We start from the raw sequence: 24484 nt of genomic DNA on the forward strand, positions 1-24484 counted from the left end.
CTCGCTGTCGTACGCATTCAGAAGGCGCTTCCGCGAGGCGCCACCGTTGATTTAAGTCAACGTTCGACGACGGACGGCAGTTGGGCGGCGTCCGTCTTGATCCAGGCGACCGCAAGCTCCCAGGCGACCGACAGGATGATGGGGCCGATGAAGAGACCGATGATTCCATGCCCCAGCGTTCCGCCGATCACGCCGATCAGGATGACGAGTGTCGGCGTGGTCAAGCCGCGTCCCATCACCAGGGGCTTCAAGACGTTGTCGAGGATGCTGACGATTCCGAGGAAGAAGGTCAGCAGCAATGCGGTGGTGACGTCCTTGTCGGTCCAGATCCAGACGATCACGGGAATCATGACGAGAGCTGCGCCGACCTGCACGATCGAGAGCAGCAGGACCAGAACCGCCAGCAGGCCGGCGATCGGGATGCCCGCGAGCTTGAAGCCGATACCGGCCAGCAGCGCCTGGACCACCGCGATACCGATCACGCCTTGGGATACCGCTCGAATGGTCGCTCCCGCCAAATCCAGGAAATGCTCGCTCTGCTCGGGCACGATCCGCGCGAGAAAGCCTCGGCCCGCGGCCACGAGCTGCTGGCCATAGGGAAGCATGACGCCAGCGACGACGACCGAAAGCAGGAACTTGACGGCTCCCACGCCAGCATCACCCACCAGACCGAGCAGCGTGCCGGCGAACGGCTTCAGATAAGGCGCGACCTGCTGCAGGGCCGAGCGAAGATTCGTTGAGGCCTGCTCCCACAGCTCGTAAAGCTGCGCTCCGATCAGCGGCCAGGTCTTGAGGGCCTGCGGCGGCAATGGAATTGTCAGTTCACCCGCGGCCAGCTCGGCGGCGAAGTCCTTGATGCCATCCGCCGCACCCATGCCGAGCCAGGCCGCAGGGCCGATGAAGATGGCGAGATTGATTGCGGTGAAGATGGCCGCCGCGAGCTTTGGGCGCCCGCCCAAAGCGTTGGCGAGCAGGACGAAGGCGGGATGGAGCGCGACCGCAAGCACGAGGGCCCAGACCAGTATGGTCACGAACGGGCGGACCAGGTAGAATGTCCAGAAGATCAACAGAGCGAGCAATCCAAGGCGCATCAACAGCTGGATTGTGTCTTCGCCGGTGAGGCGTTGAAGGAGTGTCCTCATGACCGCCCCTCTCCGCCATCTCGATGGAGACAGATGCTGATGCTCACCAGGAGACCCCGGAACAGAAGGACGACACCGCTCCAGTCAATGTAGGAATTCCCGAGGGGAAGAACCGCGGCGATGTGAAATCCGCCGCAAGCGAGCCACCCCGGCGTGAGACCGGTGTAGGCTACTGCAGCGACGCGTGGCGCCCGCAACCTCACGCGCGTCAATCCTGAGGAGCCGGCGCTCATGATGCCGCCCGCCCCTGTCCCCCGAGGCTGATCGGGTCGTTCTCCTCCTGGCGATGAGACAGGCCGAGGCCCTGTCGATCCTCGATGCGGGCCGCGGCGCGATCCTCCGGATCGAAGCCGGACCGTTCGATTCCGGAATCCAGATGACCGAGATAGGCGTGGACCGTTCGTGCGCGCTCGCTGTCGACGCATTCGGCAAGTTCGACGAGGGCCGATCGAAGGCGACGCATCACCTGGATGGACGTCGATCCGAACTGCCGGATCTCGTCGAATGCGAGTGCGAGGTAATCCTCCCATGTCGGCATTCGATAGATCACCCTCGGAATGCCGTCCTCGTCGAACGCCCGACAGGCTTCCAGATCGCATTTGGCCAGCCGGCGCAGAAGGTCTTCGATCTGGTCGATGGCCTGGACGGCCGTCGTCGGATCGTTGATGGCTGGAGACAGGGCCTTGATGGCGATATCGACCAGCAGGCGCATGGCATATTTCGGATCCTGCTCGAATGTCCGCTGGTCGCCAAGATGGATGGACGCGCGCAGCTGGCTCTCGAACCCGGCGCTGGCCGCACCGCGAACACGCAGGATTACGGTGCCTTCAAGCAGGGTATCGCCGACGGCGCACTCCAGCACGACGAGGCCGTCCATCCGGCGGCCAAGCCCGACCAGCTTCGCAACATCGATCGAGGTCACCGATTGCGGGTTTCCGACGTGCCGGATGGCTAGCGCCGGTACCTCGGAGTGCCGTGGGGCGGGACCTGCGCTTGCTGCGGTCGACGACTGCACTTCTTGATATGTGCTTGCGATGACCTCCCTTCCGGAATCGCCCAGCGACTGCAGCACGCGTGTGATCTGAAGGTTGTTCAGGCGCTGGACCAGCTGTGCAAGCATCAAGACGCTCGCCATCAGCATGGCACCGACAATCATTGCGGACAACAAAGGAACGCCTTGAGTGCCTTGGCGATCCACCCAGGCCAGCGTCGCAAGACTGTACATGAAGGTCGCGACGAACATGCCCAGCGAGTGAAACAGCAGCCGGTCGCGCGCGAACCAGACCACCAGCCGCGGCGAGTAGACGATGGCATTGAACTGAACGAGCACAAAGGCGATCGAGAAGACGATGCCGGTCAACGCCATCATGCCGGAAGCGACGGCCGAGAGGTACGCCTGGGCAGATGATGTCGAGAGATCAAGACTAGACGCCAGGAACCTGGCTTCCAGCCGCGGCACCAACAAGCCTGCGACGATGCTCGCAGCGGCATAGAGGGATGGTATCAGCCAGAGCTGCATTCCGCGTCGTCTCCATGGCTCAGCGCCAGGAGGGCTTGTCGCCCCTGTTGGCCACGCTCAGCATCGGCGCGGATACCTCCGGTTCGTTGATCTCGATCAATGGTCGGGATGCAGTCGGCAGATCGATGGCCCCTGCGAGTTGACAGAATGGGAAATCACGCAGGCGGTGGCGCTCTGCGCCGCTGAACAAACAAGCTCTCGAATCTATTGGTGCCGCGGGATACCGATCGAATGACTGCGCCAATGATGACGTCGATCCCGGCCTGGCGAAGAGACCGGGCGCAGACGCCCGCCAATTCGGCTCATCGGAGAGAGCAACGAGACCGTTTCGCCCCGCTCGGTGCGCCGAGGCAACGCGTCGCCGGAATTCGCGCAGCACATCCTCGGCGAAGCCGTACGTGAGTTGATAGGATCCGGATTTGCGAAAGCGCATCCCGATGTGAGCGCGACATCGCGATGACCGCGTTCCAGCTTCAACGGGGGCGAGCTTCATTCCGCGGAAGCATGCGCGGCAGTGATGCGTCGCAGGGCCATGCCGCGGCTCCCCGCGAGTGATGTCAGGCGGGCGGGCGATCTGGCTGGGGCGGGAGGGATCGAACCTCCGAATGGCGGAATCAAAATCCGCTGCCTTACCGCTTGGCTACGCCCCACCAGGCGACTGACGGAATGGCGGAAGATCGGGCTACCGCGGATTCTCTCCAGTCGCAGCCGGTCTATAGGGAGCGGGGCGGCATTTCAACCGTCTGGAGGGGCAAAATACCGCAGGCCCGGGATCGGCCGCGCTTGATGCTCTATGGACCCGAACCGGCTCCGTTTCCGGCCGGCCCCTGCCCACCTTCCGACCATTGAGACTGCCTCCGTTTCGTGAGAATACGGCGTCAATATTTGTCCCCCGGGAGTGAGCCATGACCTACCGCGCGCCGATTTCTGACATGCTACTGTCGCTCAACCATGGCGCGGGCCTCAAGGCCGCCGTGGAGGCCGGCCATTACGGCGATTTCGACGCCGATCTCGCGGCCGCCGTGCTGGAGGAAGCCGGCAAGTTCGCTTCGGACGTGCTGGCGCCGCTCAACAAGGTCGGCGACGAGCACGGCATCAAGCTGAGCGACGGCGAGGTCACGACCGCACCCGGCTGGCCGGATGCCTACAAGCGCTGGACCGAGGGAGGCTGGAACGCGGTGTCCGGCCCGGAAGATTTCGGCGGCCAGGGCCTGCCGCTCGCGATCAACGCCGCCTGCACCGAGATCTGGAGCGCCGCCAACGTCGCCTTCGGCCTCTGCCCGCTGCTGACCGCCTCGGCGATCGAGGCGCTGGACACGCATGGCAGCGACGAGCTGAAGAGAATCTATCTCGGAAAACTCGTCTCCGGCGAATGGACCGGCACGATGCAGCTGACCGAGCCGCAGGCCGGCTCCGACGTCGGCGCGTTGCGCACCCGGGCTGATCGGCAGGCCGACGGCACCTATCGCATCAAGGGGACCAAGATCTTCATCACCTATGGCGAGCACGACATGACCGACAACATCGTGCATTTCGTGCTGGCGCGTCTGCCGGACGCGCCCGCCGGCACCAAGGGCATCTCGCTCTTTCTCGTCCCCAAGTTCATGGTGAATGCCGACGGATCGCTGGGTCAGCGCAACGACATCTACGCCTCCGGCGTCGAACACAAGCTCGGCATGCACGCCTCCCCGACCTGCACCATGACCATGGGCGATCACGGCGGCGCCATCGGCTTCTTGATCGGCGAAGAGAACCAGGGCATGCGCTGCATGTTCACGATGATGAACCAGGCCCGCCTCGGCGTTGGCCTGGAGGGCGTCGGCGTTGCCGACCGCGCCTACCAGCAGGCCTTGTCGTATGCGCAGGAACGCAAGCAGGGCCGCGCCGTCGGCAAGAAGGGCGACGGCTCCGATGCGATCTTCGTGCATCCCGACGTCAAGCGCATGCTGATGCGGATGCGGGCGCAGACCGCGGCCGCGCGCACCATCTGCTATGCGACCGCCGTTGCGATCGACGTCTCGACGCGCGCCAAGGACCCGAAGGTGCGCGCCGATGCGGCAGCACGCGCGGCGCTGCTCACGCCGATGGCCAAGGCCTATTCCACCGACATCGGCAACGAGGTCGCCTATCTCGGCGTGCAGGTGCATGGCGGCATGGGCTTCATCGAGGAGACCGGCGCGGCTCAGCACTACCGCGATGCCCGCATCACCGCGATCTACGAGGGCACCAACGGCATCCAGGCGATCGATCTCGTCACGCGCAAGCTCGCAGCCCATGGCGGCGCGTCGGTGTGGGCGCTGCTCGACGAGCTCGCAGCGACCGTCAGCCAGGTCGAGGCCTCCAACGATCCCGGCTTCGGCACCACGGGTGCAAAGCTGCGCGAGGCGCTGAACGCCTTGGGGCGCACCAGCAAATGGCTGCTGGAGCGCGTTGCCTCCGCACCGAACGAGGCGCTCGCCGGTGCGACGCCCTATCTGCAGCAGTTCGGCGCCACGCTGGGCGGCTGCCTGCTCGCTTCCGAGGCGCTCGCCGCCAAGGCCGACGGCAATTCGGACGCTGCGCGCTACGTCACGCTGGCGCGCTTCTTTGCCGAGAACATCACGGTGCAGGCCGGCGCACTCGAGCGCACGGTCACGGAAAGCGCGGAATCGGTCGCGGCGGCGGATGCGGTGCTGCTGGGGTAAGTCGGATCGGCTCGCCACGACCTCGAATGTCTTGCGCGAGCCTTCCCGTTAGCCTGGCCTTAGCTTGCGGAGATTCGGGCTGCGCTCTTCCCCGGCCGCCACAGCACGATGCCCGTCGCGACGAGATCGAGCACGACGCACAGCGCGAACGCGGTGGTGTAATTGCCCGTCAAGCTCCGCACGACACCGACGATGCCCGGGCCAAAGGCGCTGACGACACCGCTGATCGAAGTGCCCAACCCCATCGCGGCGGCAAAGGCGGTAGAGCCGATCTCGCGCTGGATGATCAAGGGCGGGAACGTGATCATGTTGCCGATCGAGAAGCCGTAGACGGCGCAGCAGGCCAGCAGCACGGTCGGACTCGTGCTTTGGAGAAGCACGAACAACGCCGCCGCCTGGCTCGTCATCGACGCAGCGCAGGCGAGACGCGGGTCGAGCCGGTCGACGAACAGGCCAAGCGACAGGCGCCCGACCACCGCCATCGCCGCCATGATGGTGACCGCGAGCCCTGCCGCGGAGCGGCCGATCAGCGGTTCGAGAAACGTCACCTGGTGGATGATGAAGCCCATCTGCGCCAGCAGCGCCATCGCGATCGGCAGCACCATGGTCCAGAACGCCGCGTTGGCGAGCAGCGCCTTGCGGGAATGGCCCGGCGCGGCCGCGCCGCCAGCGGTCCGGCCTCCGTCCGATGCCGGTGACATCCGTGCCGGCCAGCCGATGAAGGTCACGACCACCGGCAACAGCAGCACCATCATCGCGAGCGTGACCGCCAACATGGCGGAACGGAAGCCGATGCTGCCGGTCAGCGACAGCAGCAGCGGGACGAGGATGATGCCGCCGCAGGTCGCGCCGTTGAAGGCAAGGCTGAGCGCGAGCCCGCGGCGCCGCTCGAACCAGGAATTGAGCACGGTCGCGATCACCACGGTCCCCATGCCGGTCCAGCCGACCGACATCAGCGCATAGGCGAGATAGAGCTGCCAAGGCGTCTGCATCAACGCCAGCAGCACGGTCGAAGCGCCGAGCGCCGTCAGGCCGCTCAGGATCAGCGAGCGCAGCCCGATGCGCTCGAGCAGATCGTCGGTGAAGATTACGAGGACGGAGCTCAGGAGAAACGAGAAAGTACTTGCCGCGGAGACCAGCGTGCCCGGCCAGCCGTGGGCGCGCTGAAGCTCGGCAAGATAGACGCCCTGGCCGTAGAGACCGAAGCCGAACATGAAGAAGGCCATCAGGAAGCAGGCCAGCACGACACGCCAGCCGCGATAGTGCAGCGAGGATTCGTCAATCCGGGTTGCGGCAATCATCAATCGGGCGGTCGGCCATGGAACGGCGCGAGATCATGCACCACAACCAAAGGTTATTCAAATGAAACATTGTAGCCAATTGTTGCGACACGCGACGGCAGCGGGTACCATGCATCAAAATTATCGGACGTCGGCGTCGAAAAGGTTGAGCGGCGCATTGGCACGCCTGCGAGATGATGCAGGCTGATGCTTCGCAAGACCCGCGAGCGTCGCGGCGCGCGATATCCGCTGCATGATCATCGCCGCCGGCTCCAGCGACTTTACCGCCGACATCAAGGATTTCATACGTCTCGACACGCGTGTTCACGACAAAGCATCGTGAAATCTTCGCGCGCTGCGTCTAGTCTTGTCCCATGCGATACGTCTTCCTGATCCTGACCGTCCTCGCCGCCGTCCCTGCCTCGGCCCAAACCGTCGTTCCAGTCGAGCTGCGCGTGCTCGCGATCAACGATTTCCACGGCAATCTGCGCCCGCCACCGGGCGGCATCCGCATCAATGACCCTGAGGACAAGACCAAGAAGGTGACGGTGGCGGCCGGCGGCGCCGAGTACATGGCGACGCTGGTGAAGCAGCTGCGCGAGGGGCACAAGAACACCATCTTCGTCGCCGCCGGCGATCTGATCGGCGCGAGCCCCTTCCTGTCGGCGATGTTCCACGACGAGCCTTCGATCGAGTCGCTCTCGATGATGGGCCTTGCGATCAGCTCGGTCGGCAATCACGAATTCGACGAGGGCAAAACCGAGCTCTTGCGAATGCAGAACGGCGGCTGCCATCCCGTCGACGGCTGCCAGGGACCGCATCCCTTCACGGGCGCCAAATTCCGCTATCTCGCGGCTTCCACCATCGAGACCACGACCGGCAAGAGCGTGCTGCCGCCCTACGAGATCAGGGAATTCGACGGCGTTCCCGTCGCCTTCATCGGGCTGACCTTGAGGGAGACCGCCGGCATCGTCTCGCCATCGGGCATTGCCGGGCTCGAATTCCGCGACGAGGCCGAGACGGTGAACGCGCTCGTGCCGCAGCTGAAGGCGCGTGGCGTCGAAGCGATCGTGGTGTTGATCCATCAGGGCGGCGAGCCCGCCGGCGACTACAATGAATGTCCGGGCATTGCGGGGCCGATCGTCGACATCGTCCACAAATTCGATCGTGCCGTCGACGTCGTGGTCAGCGGCCACACCCACCGCGCCTATGTCTGCGATATCGACGGGCGCCTCGTCACCAGCGGCGACAAATACGGCACGCTGGTCACCGCGATCGACCTCAAGCTCGATCCCGCAACGCGCGACATCGTCAGCTCCAAAGCCGAGAATGTGATCGTCGCCAACGCTTCGCTGGCCAAGGATCCCGAGCAGACCGCATTGATCGACGCCTACGACAAGCTGTCTGCGCCGATCGCCAACCGGCCGGCCGGCTCGGTGACGCAGACGCTGTCGCGTGTGCCGAACGAGGCCGGCGAAAGCCCGCTCGGCAATATCATTGCCGACGCGCAATTGCTCGCAACCCGCGACGCGAAGGATGGCAGCGCTGTCATCGCGCTGACCAATCCCGGCGGCATCCGCACCGACATCGTTCCCAGGGAAAATGGCGCGATAACGTTCGGCGATGTCTTCGCCAGCCAGCCGTTCCGCAACCGGCTCGTCACCATGACGCTGACGGGCAGCCAGCTCAAGGACATGCTCGAGCAGCAATGGCTCGATCCGAAGCGACCGCGGATTCTCCAGGTCTCGAACGGCTTCAGCTATACTTGGGATGCATCGAAGCCATTCGGCGAGCGCGTCATCCCCGCCAAGATGACGCTCAACGGCAGGCTGATCGAACCTGGAAACGGCTACCGCGTCACGCTCAACGACTACCTCGCCGTCGGCGGAGACGGCTTTAGCGTCGCAAAACAAGGCACGGCGCCGCAATATGGCGGCTACGACGCGGACGCGCTGTTCGCCTTCTTCCGGGCACACGGGCCGGTCGGTCCGCTGCCGCCGACCCGCATCCTGCGCGTGAATTGATCCGGATCAAACCGCCGGCGCTTTGCCATTCCCGGCCAAGCGCTTAGATTGGGTTTTGCATTGCGTTTTGGCGCTGGATGCGCCAACGACGTCAAAAGTCCGCATCCCATGAGGCCGACCTGATGAGCACGCTTCTCCTTTCCCACAAGGCCTGCCTCGACCATGTCACGCCGCCGGGACACCCTGAGAGGCCGGATCGTCTGCGCGCGGTGGAAGAAGCGCTGTCGCAAGAGCGTTTCCAGTTCCTGGTGCGAGAGGAGGCGCCCGAGGGCGACCTCGATCTCGTCACGCTGTGCCACAACGAGCATTACGTCACCGAGCTGCGCCACATCGCCCCGTCCAGCGGGCAGATCTATATCGACGGCGATACCTCGATGTCGCCGGGCACATGGGAGGCCGTGATGCGCGGCGTCGGCGGCGCAGTCGCGGCGACCGAGGCGGTGATGGCGGGCGAGCACCGCAACGCCTTCGTCGCGATCCGCCCACCCGGTCATCACGCCGAGATCGGCAAGCCGATGGGCTTCTGCTTCTTCGACAACGTCGCCATCGCGGCGCGCCACGCACAGCGCAAATATGGCATCAAGCGCGCGGCCATCGTCGATTTCGACGTGCATCACGGCAACGGCACGCAGGACATTTTCTGGTCGGACCCGACCGTGATGTACTGCTCGACGCACCAGATGCCGCTGTTTCCAGGCACCGGAGCTAAGAGCGAGCGCGGCGATCACGACACCATCGTCAACGCGCCTCTCGCTTCCGAAGACGGCGGGCCGGAATTCCGATCCGCGTTCGAGAACCTGATCCTGCCGCAGCTCGAAAAATTCAGCCCCGAGCTGGTGGTCATCTCCGCCGGCTTCGACGCGCATTACCGAGACCCGCTGGCCTCGCTGAACCTGCGCGCCGAGGACTATGCCTGGGTGACGCGCAAGCTGATGGACCTCGCCGACAAGACCGCAGGCGGCCGCGTTGTTTCGGTGCTCGAGGGCGGCTATGACCTGCAAGGACTGAAAGAATCTGTTACGGCGCATGTCGGCGCCTTGATGGGCGCCTGAGGACGCCCGCCACATTAAGCCCGCAAAACCCGCCTTCACTGTAAGGCAAGCGAATCGGGCAATCGGAAACGGATATGGCCGAAAATACTCAAGTCGACGTCTCCAGGCTCACCTTCGAGCGCGCGATCGAGGAACTCGAAACGATCGTGAAGCGGCTCGAAGACGGCAAGGTCCCGCTCGAAGAATCCGTGACGATCTATGAACGCGGCGAGGCCCTGAAGCGGCGCTGCGAGGAGTTGCTGCGTCAGGCCGAGGCGCGCGTCGACAAGATCACCACCGATGCCAGCGGCCAGGCCACCGGCACCGCGCCGCTCGACGTCCAGTAAGTCAGCCGGGAACTTTCCCCGCTCGGTCGCCTGACGACCGGCGGCCCGCAAAAACGTCTTCGCGGGGCGTGGTTCCTGTGTCGCTTTCACGATCGCACGGGGCTGTTCCACCGAACACCGTGGTTTCGGGCGGGCGGGCCAATGCCAAACCCTCTCGGGATTCGGCCGCCGAGGGCAAAAAAGCTCTCCGTCAGGTGAAAAAAGCCTGCCGCGGAACCCAGCAAGGCCGGAACCCCTCATCCCGGGCCAGGGTTAACCAATCCGGCCCGCAAGTTGCACCTGCATACCACTCATCGGTGCGGCGGGTTGGCTTTGGCCCAAGCTTTGGTGTAAAGCTGCGCGGAGTGTGGCTTTTTGCAAGCCTTGCTTAGGCACCGATTGCCGAAGACAAGCGCTTCAAACTGCTAATGAAATTGGCTTGGGACGGGCGAAGCCGATCTGAGTGACAGGGATCACAGAGACTGAACCGGAGCGCACTTAAGCTTACCTAAGCTTGAAGACGGGGCCTTGCCCCATGCAGGTGGCTCCGACGGTTTGAGGACTCGCGCTGCGCCGATATTGTGCAAACCCATCGCGCACCGGAATGACCTTCCGGCGCTGACAAATTGGAAATCGCCGTGAACGCATACAGTAAGACGCCGCTTCTCGACACCATCCGGACGCCGGAAGACCTGCGCAAGCTCAAGGTCGAGCAGGTTCGCCAGGTCGCCGACGAGCTGCGGCAGGAGACCATCGATGCCGTCTCGGTGACCGGCGGTCATTTCGGCGCGGGCCTCGGCGTGGTCGAGCTCACCACTGCGATCCATTACGTGTTCGACACGCCGCGCGACCGGCTGATCTGGGACGTCGGCCATCAGGCCTATCCGCACAAGATCCTCACCGGCCGGCGCGACCGCATCCGCACCCTGCGCACCGGCGGCGGCCTGTCCGGCTTCACCAAGCGCAGCGAAAGCGACTACGATCCGTTCGGCGCGGCGCATTCCTCGACCTCGATCTCCGCCGGCCTCGGCATGGCCGTGGCGCGCGACCTCTCCGGCGGCACCAACAACGTTATCGCCGTGATCGGTGACGGCGCGATGTCGGCCGGCATGGCCTATGAGGCCATGAACAATGCGGGTGCGATGAACTCGCGCCTGATCGTCATCCTCAACGACAACGACATGTCGATCGCCCCGCCGGTCGGCGCCATGAGCGCCTATCTGTCGCGGCTCTATTCCGGCAAGACCTATCGCACGCTGCGCGATGCGGCCAAGCAGATCAACAAGCGGCTGCCCAAGATCCTCGCCAACCGCGCCAATCGCGTCGAGGAATATTCCCGCGGCTTCATGATGGACGGCGGCACGCTGTTCGAGGAGCTCGGCTTCTACTATGTCGGCCCGATCGACGGCCACAACCTCGACCATCTTCTGCCGGTGCTCAAGAACGTCCGCGACATGGAAGAAGGCCCGATCCTGGTCCACGTCGTGACGCAGAAGGGCAAGGGCTACGGCCCGGCGGAAGCGTCCGCCGACAAGTACCACGCCGTCGTGAAGTTCGACGTCGCGACCGGCACCCAGGCCAAGGCCAAGCCGAATGCGCCGGCCTACCAGAACGTGTTCGGCCAGAGCCTCGTCAAGGAAGCGCAGAAGGACGACAAGATCGTCGCCATCACCGCGGCGATGCCGTCGGGCACCGGCGTCGACATCTTCAACAAGGCCTTCCCCGACCGCACCTTCGACGTCGGCATTGCCGAGCAGCACGCGGTGACCTTTGCCGCCGGTCTTGCGACCGAAGGCTACAAGCCGTTCTGCGCGATCTACTCGACCTTCCTGCAGCGCGGCTACGACCAGATCGTGCACGACGTCGCGATCCAGAGCCTGCCCGTCCGCTTCGCGATCGACCGCGCCGGCCTCGTCGGTGCCGACGGCGCGACCCATGCCGGCTCGTTCGACAACGCCTATCTCGGCTGCCTGCCCAACATGGTGATCATGGCGGCGGCGGATGAGGCCGAGCTCGTGCACATGGTGGCGACCCAGGTCGCGATCGACGACCGTCCGAGCTCGCTGCGCTATCCGCGCGGCGAAGGCCGCGGCGTCGAGATGCCTGACGTCGGCGTTCCGCTCGAGATCGGCAAGGGCCGCGTGATCCGTCAGGGCAGCAAGATCGCCCTGCTCTCCTTCGGCACGCGCCTCGCCGAATGCGAGAAGGCCGCCGACGAGCTTGCCGCCCACGGCCTCTCGACCACGATCGCCGATGCTCGCTTCATGAAGCCGCTGGATACCGAGCTGGTGCTCAAGCTCGCCCGCGACCATGAGATCCTGATCACGATCGAGGAAGGCTCGGTCGGCGGCTTCGGCTCGCATGTCGCGCAATTCCTGACCGACCAGGGCGTGCTCGACAGCGGCATGGTCAAGTTCCGCTCGATGGTGCTGCCCGACGTGTTCCAGGATCACGACACGCCCGCCGCGATGTACGCCCGCGCCGGCCTCGACGCCAAGGGCATCGTCGCCAAGGTGTTCGAGGCGCTCGGCAAGGACGTCAAGGCCGAGACGGTGAAGTTGGCCTGACGGCCGCTTTCTTCACCTCTCCCGCTTGCGCTTGCGGGAGAGGTCGACGCGAAGCGTCGGGTGAGGGCTCTTTCCTCTCGGGGGTTCTCGATTGAGGAGTCCCCCTCTCCCCAACCCTCCCCCGCGTGCGGGGAGGGAGCAGAGCACGCCGCGCGGCTCGCACCTCGATCCAAACTTGCTCGGCTTTGGCTCCCATGAAAATCTACCTGGCAGGCCCCGACGTTTTCCTGCCGGACGCGGTCGAGATCGGCCGGCGCAAGGTCGATATCTGCGCGGCTCACGGATTGACCGGCCTCTATCCGCTCGACAACGCCATCGACCTCGCCGCGCCCGACGCCTCGCGGCAGATCTTTTGCGGCAACGAGGCGATGATGGACGAGGCGGTTGCCATCATTGCCAACCTCACCCCGTTCCGCGGCGCCGGCGCCGATCCCGGTACCGTCTACGAACTCGGCTACATGGCCGGCCGCGGCAAATTCTGTCTCGCCTATTCCAATGACGGCGCAGCCTATGCCGACCGTGTCGGCCGTTTCATGGACGTCACCACGGAGGACGGCCGGCTGGTCGATGCACAGGGGCTGATAGTCGAGGACTTTGGCCTCGTCGACAATCTCATGATGATCCATGCGCTGGAGCTGCGCGGCTGCCCGCTGGTAACACCGGCCACGATGCCGATCGACGTCTGGCACGACCTCGCCGCGTTCGAGGCTTGCGTCCGGATGGCGGCCGCGCGATTGATCGCTACATAAGCTCTTCAGTCGTCTTTCGGAGTTTCGATGCCCCCTCCCCGCAAGCGCGCGGATGTCCTGCTGGTCGAGCGCGGCCTGTTCGAGAGCCGGGCGCGGGCACGCGCGGCGATCGAAGCCGGGCTCGTCACGGCCGACGACAAGCAGGTTTCAAAGCCGTCGGAGACGATCGCCGAGGACGCGATGATCCAGGCCGAGCCGGCACATCCCTACGTCTCCCGCGGCGGCGTCAAGCTCGCCGGGGCGCTGGAGCGCTACCCGATTGAAATCGAGGACCATGTTTGCCTCGACGTCGGCGCCTCCACCGGCGGCTTCACCGAGGTGCTGCTGGCGAACGGTGCAAGCCTGGTGTTCGCGATCGATGTCGGCAGCAGCCAGCTGCATCCCTCGCTGCGCGATCATCCCAGGATCGTGTCGATGGAAGAGACCGATATCCGCAGCTATGAGGGCAAGCGCCTGCCGGCGCGGCCCGATGTCGTCGTGATCGACGTCAGCTTCATCTCGCTGAAGGCGGTGCTGCCGGTGGCGCTGTCGCTCGCGGCCGCGCCGATGAGCCTGCTGGCGCTGATCAAGCCGCAATTCGAGGCGGACCGGAAGCACAACAAGAAGGGGATCATCCGCGACCCCGCCGTGCACCAGGAGATCTGCGCCGATATCGCGGCCTTTGCCGCTTCGCTCGGCTGCACCGACATCGAGATATTCCCCTCGCCGATCACCGGCGGCGACGGCAATGTCGAATTCTTCCTGGGCGCGCGCCGTGGTTGAGCGCGTCAAGATCGACCATGTCGGCCATCGCGGCGACGGCGTCTGCCTCACCGCGGGCGATGCGGTCTACGTGCCCTATACGCTCGGCGGCGAGACCGTCGAGGTCGATCACGTCCCGGGCCATCATCCCGATCGCCGCAAGCTGCTCGCGGTCGATGTCGCAAGCCCCGAGCGCATCGAACCGTTCTGCCCGCATTTCGGCGTCTGCGGCGGCTGCGCGATCCAGCATTGGGCGACTGAGCCGTATCGCGCCTGGAAACGCAACATCGTGGTGGAAACGCTGGCGCAGGCCGGCATTGATTGCGAGGTGGCGCCGCTGGTCGACGCCCATGGCGCCGGGCGCAGGCGCATCACGCTGCACGGCCGGTTCGGCACGCGTGACATCCTCAAGGTCGGGTTCTCCGCCACGAGCTCGCACGACGTCATCCCGATCCATCGCTGCCCCATCCTCGATCCCGGACTCGACGGCGCGCTCGACGCGGCCTGGGCGCTGGCCGAGCCGCTGACGTCCAGGATGCCGGTGACGAAGCCGCTCGACATCCAGGTCACCGCGACCGCCAACGGCCTCGATGTCGACGTGCGCGGCTCCGGCCCGCTGCCGACCCCGCTGGTCACGGCGCTGTCGCGCGTCGCCGAGCAGCATCGCCTGGCGCGGCTGACGCGGCACGGCGAATTGGTGCTGCAGCGCCTGCCGCCGACGGTGAAGATGGGCCGCGCGGAGGTGACGCTGCCACCGGGCTCGTTCCTGCAGGCGACGGTGGCGGGCGAAGAGGCACTCGCCGCACTGGTCGCCGAGCGCATCGGCAAGGCCAAGGAGGTCGCCGATCTCTTCTGCGGCGTCGGCCCGTTCGCCCTGCGGCTTGCCGAGAAGGCCCGCGTCACGGCCTATGACAGCGACGCCGGCGCCGTCGCGGCCCTCGCGAAGGCCGCGCGCACACCGGGCCTGAAACCGATCAAGGCTGAGCCGCGCGATCTGTTCCGCCGCCCGCTGGTGCCGCCGGAGCTGCGCGACTTCGACGCGGTGGTGTTCGACCCGCCGCGCCAGGGCGCGCAGGCGCAGGCGTTGAAGCTCGCCGCGAGCAAGGTGCCCGTCGTGATCGCGGTGTCCTGCAACGCCGCGACCTTCGCCCGCGACGCGCGGCTGCTGATCGACGGCGGCTATCGGCTGGAGGCGGTGGTGCCGGTCGATCAGTTCCGCCACACCTCGCATGTCGAGCTGGTGGCGCGGTTTGCGCGATAGGCTGCGAAATCCGCATCGAGCCGACAACCTTGATACCAGTCAATCGCTCTGCCCTCCGCTGCCGCTAAAAGCGTTCCGCGCCACGAGATGCGGAGCGGACGCTCGTGCTCGACCGACGACAATTCATCGCGACGTCGCTGGGGCTCTCCGCAGCGACCATCACCAGCCCCTCTGCCGCAGCGGCGGCGAAGACCTATGACGAGGAGGTAAAATCGTCACGGGCTCCGCTGCAAACCGTGCCGAGGGATCGCGAGCTCGTGCGCTTTGCCACCCTCGCGGCCAACAGCCACAACACCCAGCCGTGGATCTTCTCGGTCCGCGGCAACGTCATCGCGATTGCACCTGACTTCACACGCCGCTGTCCGGCCGTCGACCCGGACGATCATCATCTGTTCGTCAGTCTCGGCTGTGCCGCCGAAAATCTCATCCTCGCCGCGTCCACGCTGGGCTGGCACGCCGATGCCGCCGTCGGCGGCGACCGCATCGTGATCACGCTCGAGGAGGCCCCACAGGGCACATCGGCATTGGCGGCCGCGATTCCGATCAGGCAATGCACCCGTGCTGCGTTCGACGGCAGGCCGGCCGCACCGGAGACATTGCGTCGGCTCGAGGATGCCTGTCGCGAACCCAACGTCGCGGCGATCCTGATGACCGAACGCACCGCGATCGCCGGGGTCACCGACTACGTACTCGAAGGCAACTCGGCGCAAATGCGCGACAAGGCCTTCATGCGCGAGCTCGTCAGCTGGATTCGCTTCAACGAGGCGGAGGCACTCGCGACCTTGGACGGGCTGTTCTCGCCCGCGTCCGGAAACCCCTCGCTGCCCTCGTGGGTGGCGCGGCCGCTTCTCAAGCTCTTCTTCACCGAGAGCGGGGAGAACAAGAAATATCGCGAAGAGCTCGACAGCTCTGCGGGCGTCGTCGTGCTCGCTGCCGATCGCAGCGACAAGTCGCACTGGATCGCGGTCGGCCGCGCCTGCCAGCGCTTCGGATTGCAGGCGACCGCGTTGGGACTCAAATATTCCTTCATCAACCAGCCGGTCGAGGTGGCGGCGCTGAGGCAGCAATTCGGGGCCTCACTCGGCCTCGGCGAACGGCGTCCCGATATCGTGATGCGTTTCGGAACCGGTCCGGATCTGCCGAGATCGCTGCGGCGTCCGCCGGAGCTGGTGATGCAATCCTAGAGCGCGATGAGATCTGCACGAACCGTCAGCTCGCTTTGGATCTTTGTTTGAGCATGATCTTTCGGAAAGCCGCTTTATCATGTTCTAGCGCCGAAGGCCGCCCAGCGCAGGAGACTCGCCGGGCAGCATCGACGAGTTGATGTCACTGTCCATGAGTCCCGATTGCTGCTGGATGAACCCGGCCCCAAACGACAGGCTGAGGTTGGAGGTCGGCTTGAATTCAACACCCGCAAATCCGCCATAGCCGGGTGCAGCGCTGGAGGTGAGCGGCGCCAGCGAGCTGCCAATGCCGTTGCCGAACTTCAGCGTGTCGAAACCGGCAAAGAACGTGACGGGCATGCCACCCGCAGTCTTCATGTTATAGCCGAACTGCGTGCTGTCATAAGAGAGCGCGCTGAAATTGCCGATCGAGCCCACCTGACTGAAGCCGCTCAAACCAAGATTGCCGCGTTGGCTGCCGACGAAGAAACCGTTCGCAGAACTGGTGCGCCAATCGGCATCGCCGGCATTGAAGCTCGCAAAGTTGCCGTAGCTGTCGGAGCTCTGGCCGGCACCCCCGCTGAGGCCGAAAGGTCCGCCGGGAATCCAATATCTCAGCGGCGCGACTTGCCCATGAACCCGCTCTCCGCCGAGGCAGAGCACTGCGAGAGCTGCAAGAGCACATGAAAGTGCAAGCTTGAACATTCAGATTACCGTCAACAATTTCGCAAACTATACTCCGCGAACATCATCAATGCCAGCGGAGCGACCGCGCCGGGGTCACGGCTGCAGGTCTCCCGGGGAACTGCACCTGATGCCGCACGATCCGTTGCTCACCCGCCTGACATCCGTTCTTGCCGAGGTACCGGGCGTTCAGGCCGTCGTGCTCGGCGGCTCGCGCGCGCGGGGCAGCGCGCATCCCTCCTCCGACTACGACATCGGGCTGTATTGCTCTAGCGCGGGCCCGCTCGATACGGACCGGCTCCTGACTGCCGTGACGGAAATCGCCGACGATCCCGGCGCTGCGACCGTGACGAGGTATGACGAATGGGGCCCGTGGATCGTCGGAGGCGCGTGGCTGTCGGTCGAGGGACGAAAGGTCGATCTGCTGTACCGTCACGCCGACAACGTCGAGCGCGTCATGATGGACTGCCGAAACGGTGCAGTCCTCATGGCCTACCAGCCCGGCCATCCACACGGCTTCTGCTCGGCAATCTGGATGGGTGAGATCGCATATTGTCAGCCTCTGCACGATCCGAAAGGTCTGATCGCGCGTCTCAAAACAATCGCGCTCCCCTATCCGGAGGATCTGGGCCGCGCCTTGTTGCGGCGCTTTCAATGGGAAATCCTTTTCAGCATCGACAATGCGGAACTGGCGACAGCTGGCAACGAGCGGACCCACGTCGCGGGCTGCGCCTACAGGGCGCTCGCGTGCATCGCGCAGGTGCTGTTTGCATTGAACCGTCGATATCTCATCAACGAAAAGGGCGCACTCCTGGAGACGGCCGGCTTGCCACTGACGATTCCCGATCTGGTGGAGCGGTCCGAGAAAATCTGGCGGCTGATCGGGCATGGCGGCTTGGCACAGGCCTGCGCGATCCTGCGGCAGGTCGATCAGCAATTGAAGGCGCTGATACGATCCGGCGGAACGACGCTGTGAACGGCTATGCCGTCTTGTCGACGGAGGACGACGAATCCGCCGGTGGATACTTCGTCACCGGCACCACGAAGGATTTCGTGCCGACCTGGTAGATGACCTTGCCGTTCTTGCCGTCGTCGGTCGCGATCTGCGTCTGTCCGAACATGATGACGTTCTTGTAGACGATGCCAGTGCCCTGGCGGGTGACGCCGTCGGTGGTGACGCTGACCTGCGCTTCCTTGCCGTTGACGGAGAGCACCTTGAAGCTCGCGCTCTTGCCGTTGTCGCTGGAATAGCCACCCCAGCTTCCCATGAGACGGCTGTCGGAAGCCGGCGGCTCCTGCTTCTCCAAATTCGCGGTCTGCTTGCCAACGCCGCCGACCGAGAACAGCAGCACCATACTCTTACCGTCCTTGGTGCCGACCGTGACTCCGCCAAAGGTGATGAGCGTGCCCTTGACCTCGCCGAAGCCGCGCTCGGTTCGACCATTATGGGTGTACTCGACCTGCGCCCGGGCACCGCGGATGTTCACGACCTTGAAGCCGACGGGCTGGTTGTTGCCCACCCAATTGCCCTTCCAGTCACCGACCAGAGCACTCTGGCGATACATCCGCTCGTTGGCAGGCGAAATCTGGTTGGTGCTCGATGTGACGATGGCCATGGCTTGCTCAAAGGCAGGTTGGAAAAACCCGCTTTCGTTCGCTCCAGCAATGTCGGGATGCCGGCTGGAAACGGAAGGAAACAGTCTGATTAGGGCCATGCACCGGTTAATGGGCAGTTAAGTTCAACTTCCGGTTGGGATGGGCAAAAGGTCTCAGCCGGGACGTTAACGTCCCCAGCGGTCGGACCAGATCTTCTCGCCAATCAGGCAGTTGACGCGCGGCTCCTTGTCGGCAACGCGCATCACGGGGCGCTCCGGCGTGCGGCCGGCGACTTCCATCAGCAGCTTGGTGCGGATCGCTTCCTTGAACTTGTCGCGATCCTTGATCGTGATGACGAAGGAGCCGGGACCTCCGATGACGCAGTCCTCATAGTATAAATCGAGATTGTCGATATCCATGGTCGAGTAGGACGGCTCCTTGACCATGATCGGCAGGCCGTTGATGACGATGCCCTTCTCCAGGGCGGCATCGCGCGCCACCGTGACCGGACCGCCATTGTTGTTGGGACCGTCGCCGGAAATGTCGATGACACGGCGCAAGCCCCGATAGGGATCCTCATCGAACAGCGGCATCGCGAACGTGATCGCACCGGAGATCGAGGTGCGCGAGGCGCGCCGGATCGGCGTTTTCATGATCTCGGCGGCGACCGCGTCCGCCGTCTCCGGTCCGTCGACCAGGCGCCAGGGGATGATCATCTTCTGGTCGCTGGAGGCCGCCCACTCGAAATAGGTCACCGCGATCCGGCCGTTCGGGCCTAACTTCAGCGCCTGCAGGAACTCCTTCGACTGGATTGCCTGCGCATAGCCCTCACGCTGGACCGCGAGCTCGTCCATGTCCATGGAGTAGGATACGTCGACCGCGAGGATCAGTTCGACGTCGACCATCTGCGCGTCCTTGTCGGCCGCCAGCCGCTGCGATTGCGATCGACTCTCGGGCGATTCGAATTTGGGTCCCGGTGCCGCGATGCCCGCGACGTCCCCTCCGGCAAACATGCCGGCTAACAGCACAGCCCCGATCGAGAACAGCAAACGCATCGCAGTCTCCCGTCGTATGACGCGATGGTGACATGCAATTGCCTTGCCGCAAAGGCCGAAGATCGCTTGCGCTTCACATTCGAGTTAAGAATTTGCGTGCCAGCGCGAAACTGCCGCCGTGTCGCCGCGCTTGCGTCGCCGGAACACGCGCGATCACAGGATTCGTCAATCCGGGGCGGCTCGAACAGCCGAAGCGGTAATGGTGAGATTCTCAGGCGCGCAAGGGGCGCGCCGGAGTTCTCGCTTCGCGAGCCCTGGAATGGCGGCGGCGAGCCTGGAGTGTACGCTCGCCCACTTGTCCGGCACGATTTCCATGCTAGGGTTGGTCGCACAGATGGGGATGGAGTCCCCCGACAACCGCCCGGCGGTCGATGACCGTGCTTGGCTGATGACTCCTGCTCGAGGAGAGGCAATCTCAAGGCCTCTGCCTTTGGCGGGAGCATGGACATACCCGCCGATGGCGGGTTTTTTGTTGCCTTGTAACGAAGGCCAGCCGGAGAAGGCCAGGAGAAGACGACGACGTGACGATGCCGACACCGAATGCTGCGCGCACGACGCTGCCCAGAGGGATCTGGGTGCTCGGCTTCGTCTCGATGCTGATGGACATCTCCTCCGAGATGATCCATGCGCTGCTGCCGATCTATCTCGTCACCGTGCTCGGCGCCTCCACGCTCACCGTCGGGTTCATCGAAGGCATTGCGGAGGCCACCGCCTCGATCACGAAGATCTTCTCCGGTGCGCTGTCGGACTGGCTCGGTCGCCGCAAGCTGCTCGCCGCGCTCGGCTACGGGCTGGCCGCCTTCACCAAGCCACTATTCCCGCTTGCGCCCAGCGTCGAATGGCTGGTGGCGGCGCGCTTCATCGACCGCGTCGGAAAGGGCATTCGCGGCGCGCCGCGCGATGCGCTGATCGCCGATATCGCCCCGGTCGGCCTGCGCGGCGCGAGTTTCGGGCTGCGGCAATCGCTCGACACGATCGGGGCCTTCGTCGGGCCGCTCGCAGCGATCGGCCTGATGTGGTGGACGGTCGATAATTTTACGATCGTGTTCTGGGTGGCAGTGCTGCCGGCGTTCCTGTCGTTTGGACTGATCGCCTTCGCTGTGAACGAGCCTGAGCCCGACCCGAGCCGGGGGCCTGCGAAGAATCCGCTCAATCTCGCCGCAATGCGGCAGCTTGGAGCGGTGTACTGGCGCGTCGTCGCGATCGGAATCGTCTTCACGCTCGCGCGCTTCAGTGAGGCCTTCCTGATTTTGCGCGCACAGAACATCGGACTCAGCGCCATGTGGGTGCCGGCGGTGCTGGTGCTGATGAACATCGTCTATGCCCTGTCGGCCTATCCGGCCGGCGTGCTGTCGGACCGGATCGGCAGGACCGGCCTGCTCGCACTCGGTCTGGTCTTCCTCGCCGGCGCCGACCTCGCGCTGGCGCTGCTGCCGAATCTGGCCGGCCTCGCGCTCGGGGTCGTGCTGTGGGGGCTGCATATGGGACTGACGCAAGGGCTGCTCTCGGCCCTCGTCGCCGACGCTGCGCCACCGAGCCTGCGCGGCACCGCATTCGGCTATTTCAACCTTTTCACCGGGCTTGCCCTGCTGGCCGCGAGCGTGATCGCCGGCGCACTTTGGGACGCATATGGTCCCCAAGGCACGTTCCTCGCAGGGCTCGGCTTCGCGCTGGTCTCGCTCGTCGGGCTGCTCACGGTCGGCAACGGGCTGGCGGCGGCCAAGGACGAATAATGCAGGTCACAAACCAGGGAACGAGACGTTGAACATCCATTACATTCTGGCTGTAGCCGCCGGCGGAGCGCTCGGCGCGGTCGTGCGCTACCTCGTTGCAATCGGTTCGGGCCGCGCTTTCGGCACCGACTTTCCTTGGGGCACCCTGATCATCAACGTGACGGGATCATTCCTGATCGGCATCTTCGCTGCGCTGTTCGCGACGAGATGGAACCTGCCGCAGACCGCCCGGATATTCTTGACGGTGGGGATTTGTGGCGGATACACCACATTCTCGACGTTCTCGCTGGATGCCTGGTATCTGATCGAGCGCGGTCAGACCGTCGCCTCGGCCGTCTACATGATTGCATCGGTGGTGCTGTCCGTGGGGGCGCTGATCGCCGCAATGCAGTTTGTTCGCGCTCTTCCGTAGGGCGCAGCGCAACCGGCGCATCCCTGCCCGTCTGCAACGACATGATGGCGGCGCACCGACCACCTTGGAGAAGCCCGGGCGCCTGCAATATGATGAGAGGGCTGGAGCTCATCAGGGCCGGGTTTCAGGAAACGATGAACGACACCGTCACCAAGCCGAAAACCAGGACAAAGACCAAGGTCGAGCGGCCGCGGCTGCACAAGGTCATCCTGATCAACGACGACTACACGCCGCGCGAGTTCGTCACCATGGTGCTGAAGGCCGAATTCCGCATGACGGAGGATCAGGCCTACAAGGTGATGATCACCGCGCACAAGCTGGGTGCCTGCGTCGTCGCGGTGTTCACCAAGGATGTTGCCGAGACCAAGGCGACGCGCGCCACCGACGCCGGCCGCGCCAAGGGCTATCCGCTGCTGTTCACGACCGAGCCGGAGGAATAGGACGCGGTCTTCCACTTCGGATCAATTTTACAGATCCGCGCTACCACGGCTTCAATCTCCTGTGTCACCACGGCGACATGACAGTCGCACTGCGCAAACGGCTCGACCTCAGGCCGGCCCGCCCCGAGACCTCTTTCGGTCCGTTCAGGCTGCTGCATGCCCTGCCCTGGCTGATCCTTGCAGCCGCCATGCGGGTGATCGCATTTGGCGGCGGCGCGGTCGCCTTGCCGGCAATTGTCGTCGCGGACATTTCGGTGCTGCTGGCCTTCTTTGCCACGGCACATCAATCGATCGAGGCGGCCGGAGGCCAATCCTCCCTCGGTGAGTTGACGCTCGGCGAACAGTTGAAGCTGTCCTTCTCGGTTCTGTGGCGGATCGCCTTGGTGATGATCGCGGCCGCGCTCGGCACCGCAGCCGCGGGCCACGTCGCGTTTGCGCCTCACCTGATGGCCGGCCTCGATGGCGTTGCTTTCGACCAGTTCACGCATCTCGGGCGATTCTGGAGCGCGTTGATCGCGACGTTGGTGCTCCTCATGATCGTCCATGCCGAGCGCAATGACGGCAAGATCGCATTGTTCGCCGCCATCGGTGAGTTCGCGCGGCGCGGCGTGTGGCTCGGCGTCAGCGTGATCGTGCTCGGTGTCATCAACGTCGCCCTCGCCTATGGGCAGGAAGCGGTGCGCAGCGCGATCTGGAACTTCTGGCAGACCTCGTCGGCGACACAGTTCACCAAGAACCTGGTCTACTTCGTGTTCATCTTCAGCTTCGCGATGCTGAGGCTGTGGATCACTCTGAGGATCATAACTCTGGGCCTGAAGCAGTCATATCTTCGCGGCAGCTAAAGCGCGATGCGATTGGGACGAACGCTGCACATGCGCTGTCCGCTAGGCCATGATCGCCGGCGCTTCATCCGAAATCCCGTACACACGCTGCGCCTTCGAAAATCCCGCAATCGGAAATTCACCGAGCTCCTGCCAATCGTGCCGGCAGACATTGGCAAAGCCTTCCGAGGCCACGATCGTGCGGCCGAGCCGGCTCGCGATCTTCTCCAGCCGCGCGGCGAGATTGACGGCAGGGCCGATGCAGGTGAAGTCGAGGCGGTTGCCGCCGCCGATATTGCCATAGAGAATGTTGCCGACGTGGAGCGCGACGCCGAAGCGGAAACGTTCGACGACGTCGCCGACCGGAAAGGCGAGCGCCTCGACACTGGCGCGGGACTCGCGCGCCGCCTCCAGCACCTGCGTGCAGACATGCGCGGCATCGCCGACATATTCGTCGATCGGAAACACCGCGAGCAAGCCGTCGCCCATGAACTTCAAAACCTCGCCGCCATGTGCGAGGATCGCGCTGACCTGGCAGTCGAAATAACCGTTGAGGATCTCGACCACGGTCTCGGCCGGCAGCCGGTCCGACAGCGCAGTGAAGCCGCGCAGGTCCGAGAGCCAGATAGCCGCCTGCATGGTGTCGGTATGACCACGGCGGATCTGGCCGCCGAGGATGCGTGCGCCGGCGCGATTACCGACATAAGTGTCGAGCAGCATCTCCGCGGTGCGGCGCAGGGTGATGATCTCGCTGACACGCGCGAGCGGCGCGATGATGGCCCGGATCGACGCGATGTCGTCGTCGCTGAAGCCGCCGGGACGCCGCGTGATCCAGCTCGTCGCGTGGATGGAGCCATCGAGAAACGGCAGCGGCATCGCAATATAGTCGGTCGCACCCTCGGCGCGCATGTCGTCGAGAAACGGAAAGCGCTTACCATCGGGATCGTTCGCGCGCCCCCTGACCTCCAGCCCCTGCTCGAACACGATGCGGAGGGGGCTGCGGGCAAATTCGGGAGTCTCCAGGATCTCGAAGGCGACGCTGCCGATTTCGAACTCCTGCCCTTGCCGCCAGATGAAGTTGCGGCCGAAGACTTCGGGATGCAGCGTGCGGATGAAGATTCCGAACCGCCACACCGGCAGGCCGACCGCGACCAGACGTTCGCAGAATTCGGTGATCATCTCGGCCGGCTCAACCGACCAGGCGCCGTCGATCAGCCAGTTGCAGACGCGCTGGAGCTCGGAATTGTTCATGGCCC

Annotated in this window: 21 protein-coding genes, 1 tRNA gene and 1 riboswitch; of the genes, 14 read left to right on the top strand and 8 right to left on the bottom strand. The window is 64.6% G+C overall.

Annotated elements, in window-relative coordinates; genetic code table 11:
* Positions 1 to 56: 56 nt before the first annotated feature.
* The 3 genes from AC1RQP_RS22210 to AC1RQP_RS22220 all read right to left on the bottom strand — a co-directional run bounded on the left by AC1RQP_RS22210 (position 57) and on the right by AC1RQP_RS22220 (position 3311).
* A complete protein-coding gene (locus tag AC1RQP_RS22210) occupies positions 57 to 1142 on the bottom strand; it encodes an AI-2E family transporter (protein ID WP_239622006.1) in 1086 nt (361 codons plus the stop codon).
* 229 nt (positions 1143 to 1371) lie between these two features.
* Positions 1372 to 2661 (bottom strand): DUF2254 domain-containing protein, encoded by a 1290-nt coding sequence (locus AC1RQP_RS22215; protein WP_492938525.1) that lies wholly within the window; start codon positions 2659 to 2661, stop codon positions 1372 to 1374.
* A 575-nt stretch (positions 2662 to 3236) separates the two neighbouring features.
* Positions 3237 to 3311 (bottom strand) — tRNA-Gln (locus AC1RQP_RS22220).
* Between the two features lie 255 nt (positions 3312 to 3566).
* Here AC1RQP_RS22220 and AC1RQP_RS22225 point away from each other — a divergent pair.
* Positions 3567 to 5345, top strand: coding sequence for an acyl-CoA dehydrogenase family protein (locus tag AC1RQP_RS22225; protein WP_492938526.1), 1779 nt, complete (start codon positions 3567 to 3569; stop codon positions 5343 to 5345).
* Positions 5346 to 5404: 59 nt separating this feature from the next.
* Here AC1RQP_RS22225 and AC1RQP_RS22230 read toward each other — a convergent pair whose 3' ends face one another.
* Positions 5405 to 6646, bottom strand: coding sequence for an MFS transporter (locus AC1RQP_RS22230; protein ID WP_239622003.1), 1242 nt, complete (start codon positions 6644 to 6646; stop codon positions 5405 to 5407).
* Between the two features lie 353 nt (positions 6647 to 6999).
* Here AC1RQP_RS22230 and AC1RQP_RS22235 point away from each other — a divergent pair, with 353 nt between their 5' ends.
* The 8 genes from AC1RQP_RS22235 (at position 7000) to AC1RQP_RS22270 (ending at position 16508) form a co-directional block, all read left to right on the top strand.
* Complete coding sequence (locus tag AC1RQP_RS22235) at positions 7000 to 8649, top strand: bifunctional metallophosphatase/5'-nucleotidase (protein WP_492938527.1); 1650 nt, start codon at positions 7000 to 7002, stop codon at positions 8647 to 8649.
* Between the two features lie 122 nt (positions 8650 to 8771).
* A complete protein-coding gene (locus AC1RQP_RS22240) occupies positions 8772 to 9701 on the top strand; it encodes a histone deacetylase family protein (RefSeq protein ID WP_239622001.1) in 930 nt (309 codons plus the stop codon).
* 74 nt (positions 9702 to 9775) lie between these two features.
* Positions 9776 to 10027: an exodeoxyribonuclease VII small subunit gene (locus AC1RQP_RS22245; protein WP_008132970.1), complete on the top strand. Its 252-nt coding sequence runs from the start codon at positions 9776 to 9778 to the stop codon at positions 10025 to 10027.
* Positions 10028 to 10644: 617 nt separating this feature from the next.
* Positions 10645 to 12573 carry a 1-deoxy-D-xylulose-5-phosphate synthase gene (gene dxs / locus AC1RQP_RS22250; RefSeq protein ID WP_239622000.1) on the top strand — a complete coding sequence of 643 codons (1929 nt, stop codon included), beginning with the start codon at positions 10645 to 10647 and terminating at the stop codon, positions 12571 to 12573.
* Positions 12574 to 12767: 194 nt separating this feature from the next.
* Positions 12768 to 13322: a nucleoside 2-deoxyribosyltransferase gene (locus AC1RQP_RS22255; RefSeq protein WP_131866513.1), complete on the top strand. Its 555-nt coding sequence runs from the start codon at positions 12768 to 12770 to the stop codon at positions 13320 to 13322.
* Between the two features lie 27 nt (positions 13323 to 13349).
* Complete coding sequence (locus AC1RQP_RS22260; protein WP_492938528.1) at positions 13350 to 14084, top strand: TlyA family RNA methyltransferase; 735 nt, start codon at positions 13350 to 13352, stop codon at positions 14082 to 14084.
* Positions 14077 to 15324: a class I SAM-dependent RNA methyltransferase gene (locus AC1RQP_RS22265; RefSeq protein WP_492938732.1), complete on the top strand. Its 1248-nt coding sequence runs from the start codon at positions 14077 to 14079 to the stop codon at positions 15322 to 15324. Before AC1RQP_RS22260 ends, AC1RQP_RS22265 begins: the two co-directional genes overlap by 8 nt.
* Positions 15325 to 15428: 104 nt before the next feature.
* The gene (locus AC1RQP_RS22270; RefSeq protein WP_492938529.1) at positions 15429 to 16508 is read left to right on the top strand and encodes an Acg family FMN-binding oxidoreductase; all 1080 of its coding nucleotides are present in this window, start codon (positions 15429 to 15431) and stop codon (positions 16506 to 16508) included.
* An 84-nt stretch (positions 16509 to 16592) separates the two neighbouring features.
* On the opposite strand, the gene AC1RQP_RS22275 is transcribed toward AC1RQP_RS22270, so the two are convergent.
* Entirely contained in the window at positions 16593 to 17192 is a 600-nt protein-coding gene (locus tag AC1RQP_RS22275; protein WP_492938530.1) for a hypothetical protein, read from the bottom strand.
* A gap of 109 nt (positions 17193 to 17301) precedes the next feature.
* Here AC1RQP_RS22275 and AC1RQP_RS22280 point away from each other — a divergent pair, with 109 nt between their 5' ends.
* Positions 17302 to 18147, top strand: a complete 846-nt coding sequence (locus AC1RQP_RS22280) for a nucleotidyltransferase domain-containing protein (protein WP_492938531.1) — start codon at positions 17302 to 17304, stop codon at positions 18145 to 18147.
* Between the two features lie 4 nt (positions 18148 to 18151).
* On the opposite strand, the gene AC1RQP_RS22285 is transcribed toward AC1RQP_RS22280, so the two are convergent.
* Positions 18152 to 18787: a hypothetical protein gene (locus AC1RQP_RS22285; RefSeq protein ID WP_492938532.1), complete on the bottom strand. Its 636-nt coding sequence runs from the start codon at positions 18785 to 18787 to the stop codon at positions 18152 to 18154.
* Between the two features lie 165 nt (positions 18788 to 18952).
* Positions 18953 to 19822, bottom strand: coding sequence for a DUF1194 domain-containing protein (locus AC1RQP_RS22290; protein WP_239621993.1), 870 nt, complete (start codon positions 19820 to 19822; stop codon positions 18953 to 18955).
* Between the two features lie 327 nt (positions 19823 to 20149).
* Positions 20150 to 20227: riboswitch (Fluoride riboswitch) on the top strand.
* A gap of 122 nt (positions 20228 to 20349) precedes the next feature.
* Here AC1RQP_RS22290 and AC1RQP_RS22295 point away from each other — a divergent pair.
* From AC1RQP_RS22295 to AC1RQP_RS22310, 4 genes are all read left to right on the top strand, one after another.
* The gene (locus AC1RQP_RS22295) at positions 20350 to 21555 is read left to right on the top strand and encodes an MFS transporter (RefSeq protein ID WP_239629611.1); all 1206 of its coding nucleotides are present in this window, start codon (positions 20350 to 20352) and stop codon (positions 21553 to 21555) included.
* A 28-nt stretch (positions 21556 to 21583) separates the two neighbouring features.
* A complete protein-coding gene (crcB, locus tag AC1RQP_RS22300) occupies positions 21584 to 21967 on the top strand; it encodes a fluoride efflux transporter CrcB (RefSeq protein ID WP_239621992.1) in 384 nt (127 codons plus the stop codon).
* A gap of 134 nt (positions 21968 to 22101) precedes the next feature.
* A complete protein-coding gene (clpS, locus tag AC1RQP_RS22305; protein ID WP_061878702.1) occupies positions 22102 to 22407 on the top strand; it encodes an ATP-dependent Clp protease adapter ClpS in 306 nt (101 codons plus the stop codon).
* 77 nt (positions 22408 to 22484) lie between these two features.
* Entirely contained in the window at positions 22485 to 23249 is a 765-nt protein-coding gene (locus AC1RQP_RS22310) for a hypothetical protein (RefSeq protein WP_492938533.1), read from the top strand.
* Positions 23250 to 23291: 42 nt separating this feature from the next.
* On the opposite strand, the gene AC1RQP_RS22315 is transcribed toward AC1RQP_RS22310, so the two are convergent.
* Complete coding sequence (locus tag AC1RQP_RS22315) at positions 23292 to 24479, bottom strand: adenylate/guanylate cyclase domain-containing protein (RefSeq protein ID WP_492938534.1); 1188 nt, start codon at positions 24477 to 24479, stop codon at positions 23292 to 23294.
* Between the last annotated feature and the right edge of the window lie 5 nt (positions 24480 to 24484).

The sequence above is a fragment of the Bradyrhizobium sp. GW821-FHT13H06 genome (genome assembly GCF_058803975.1).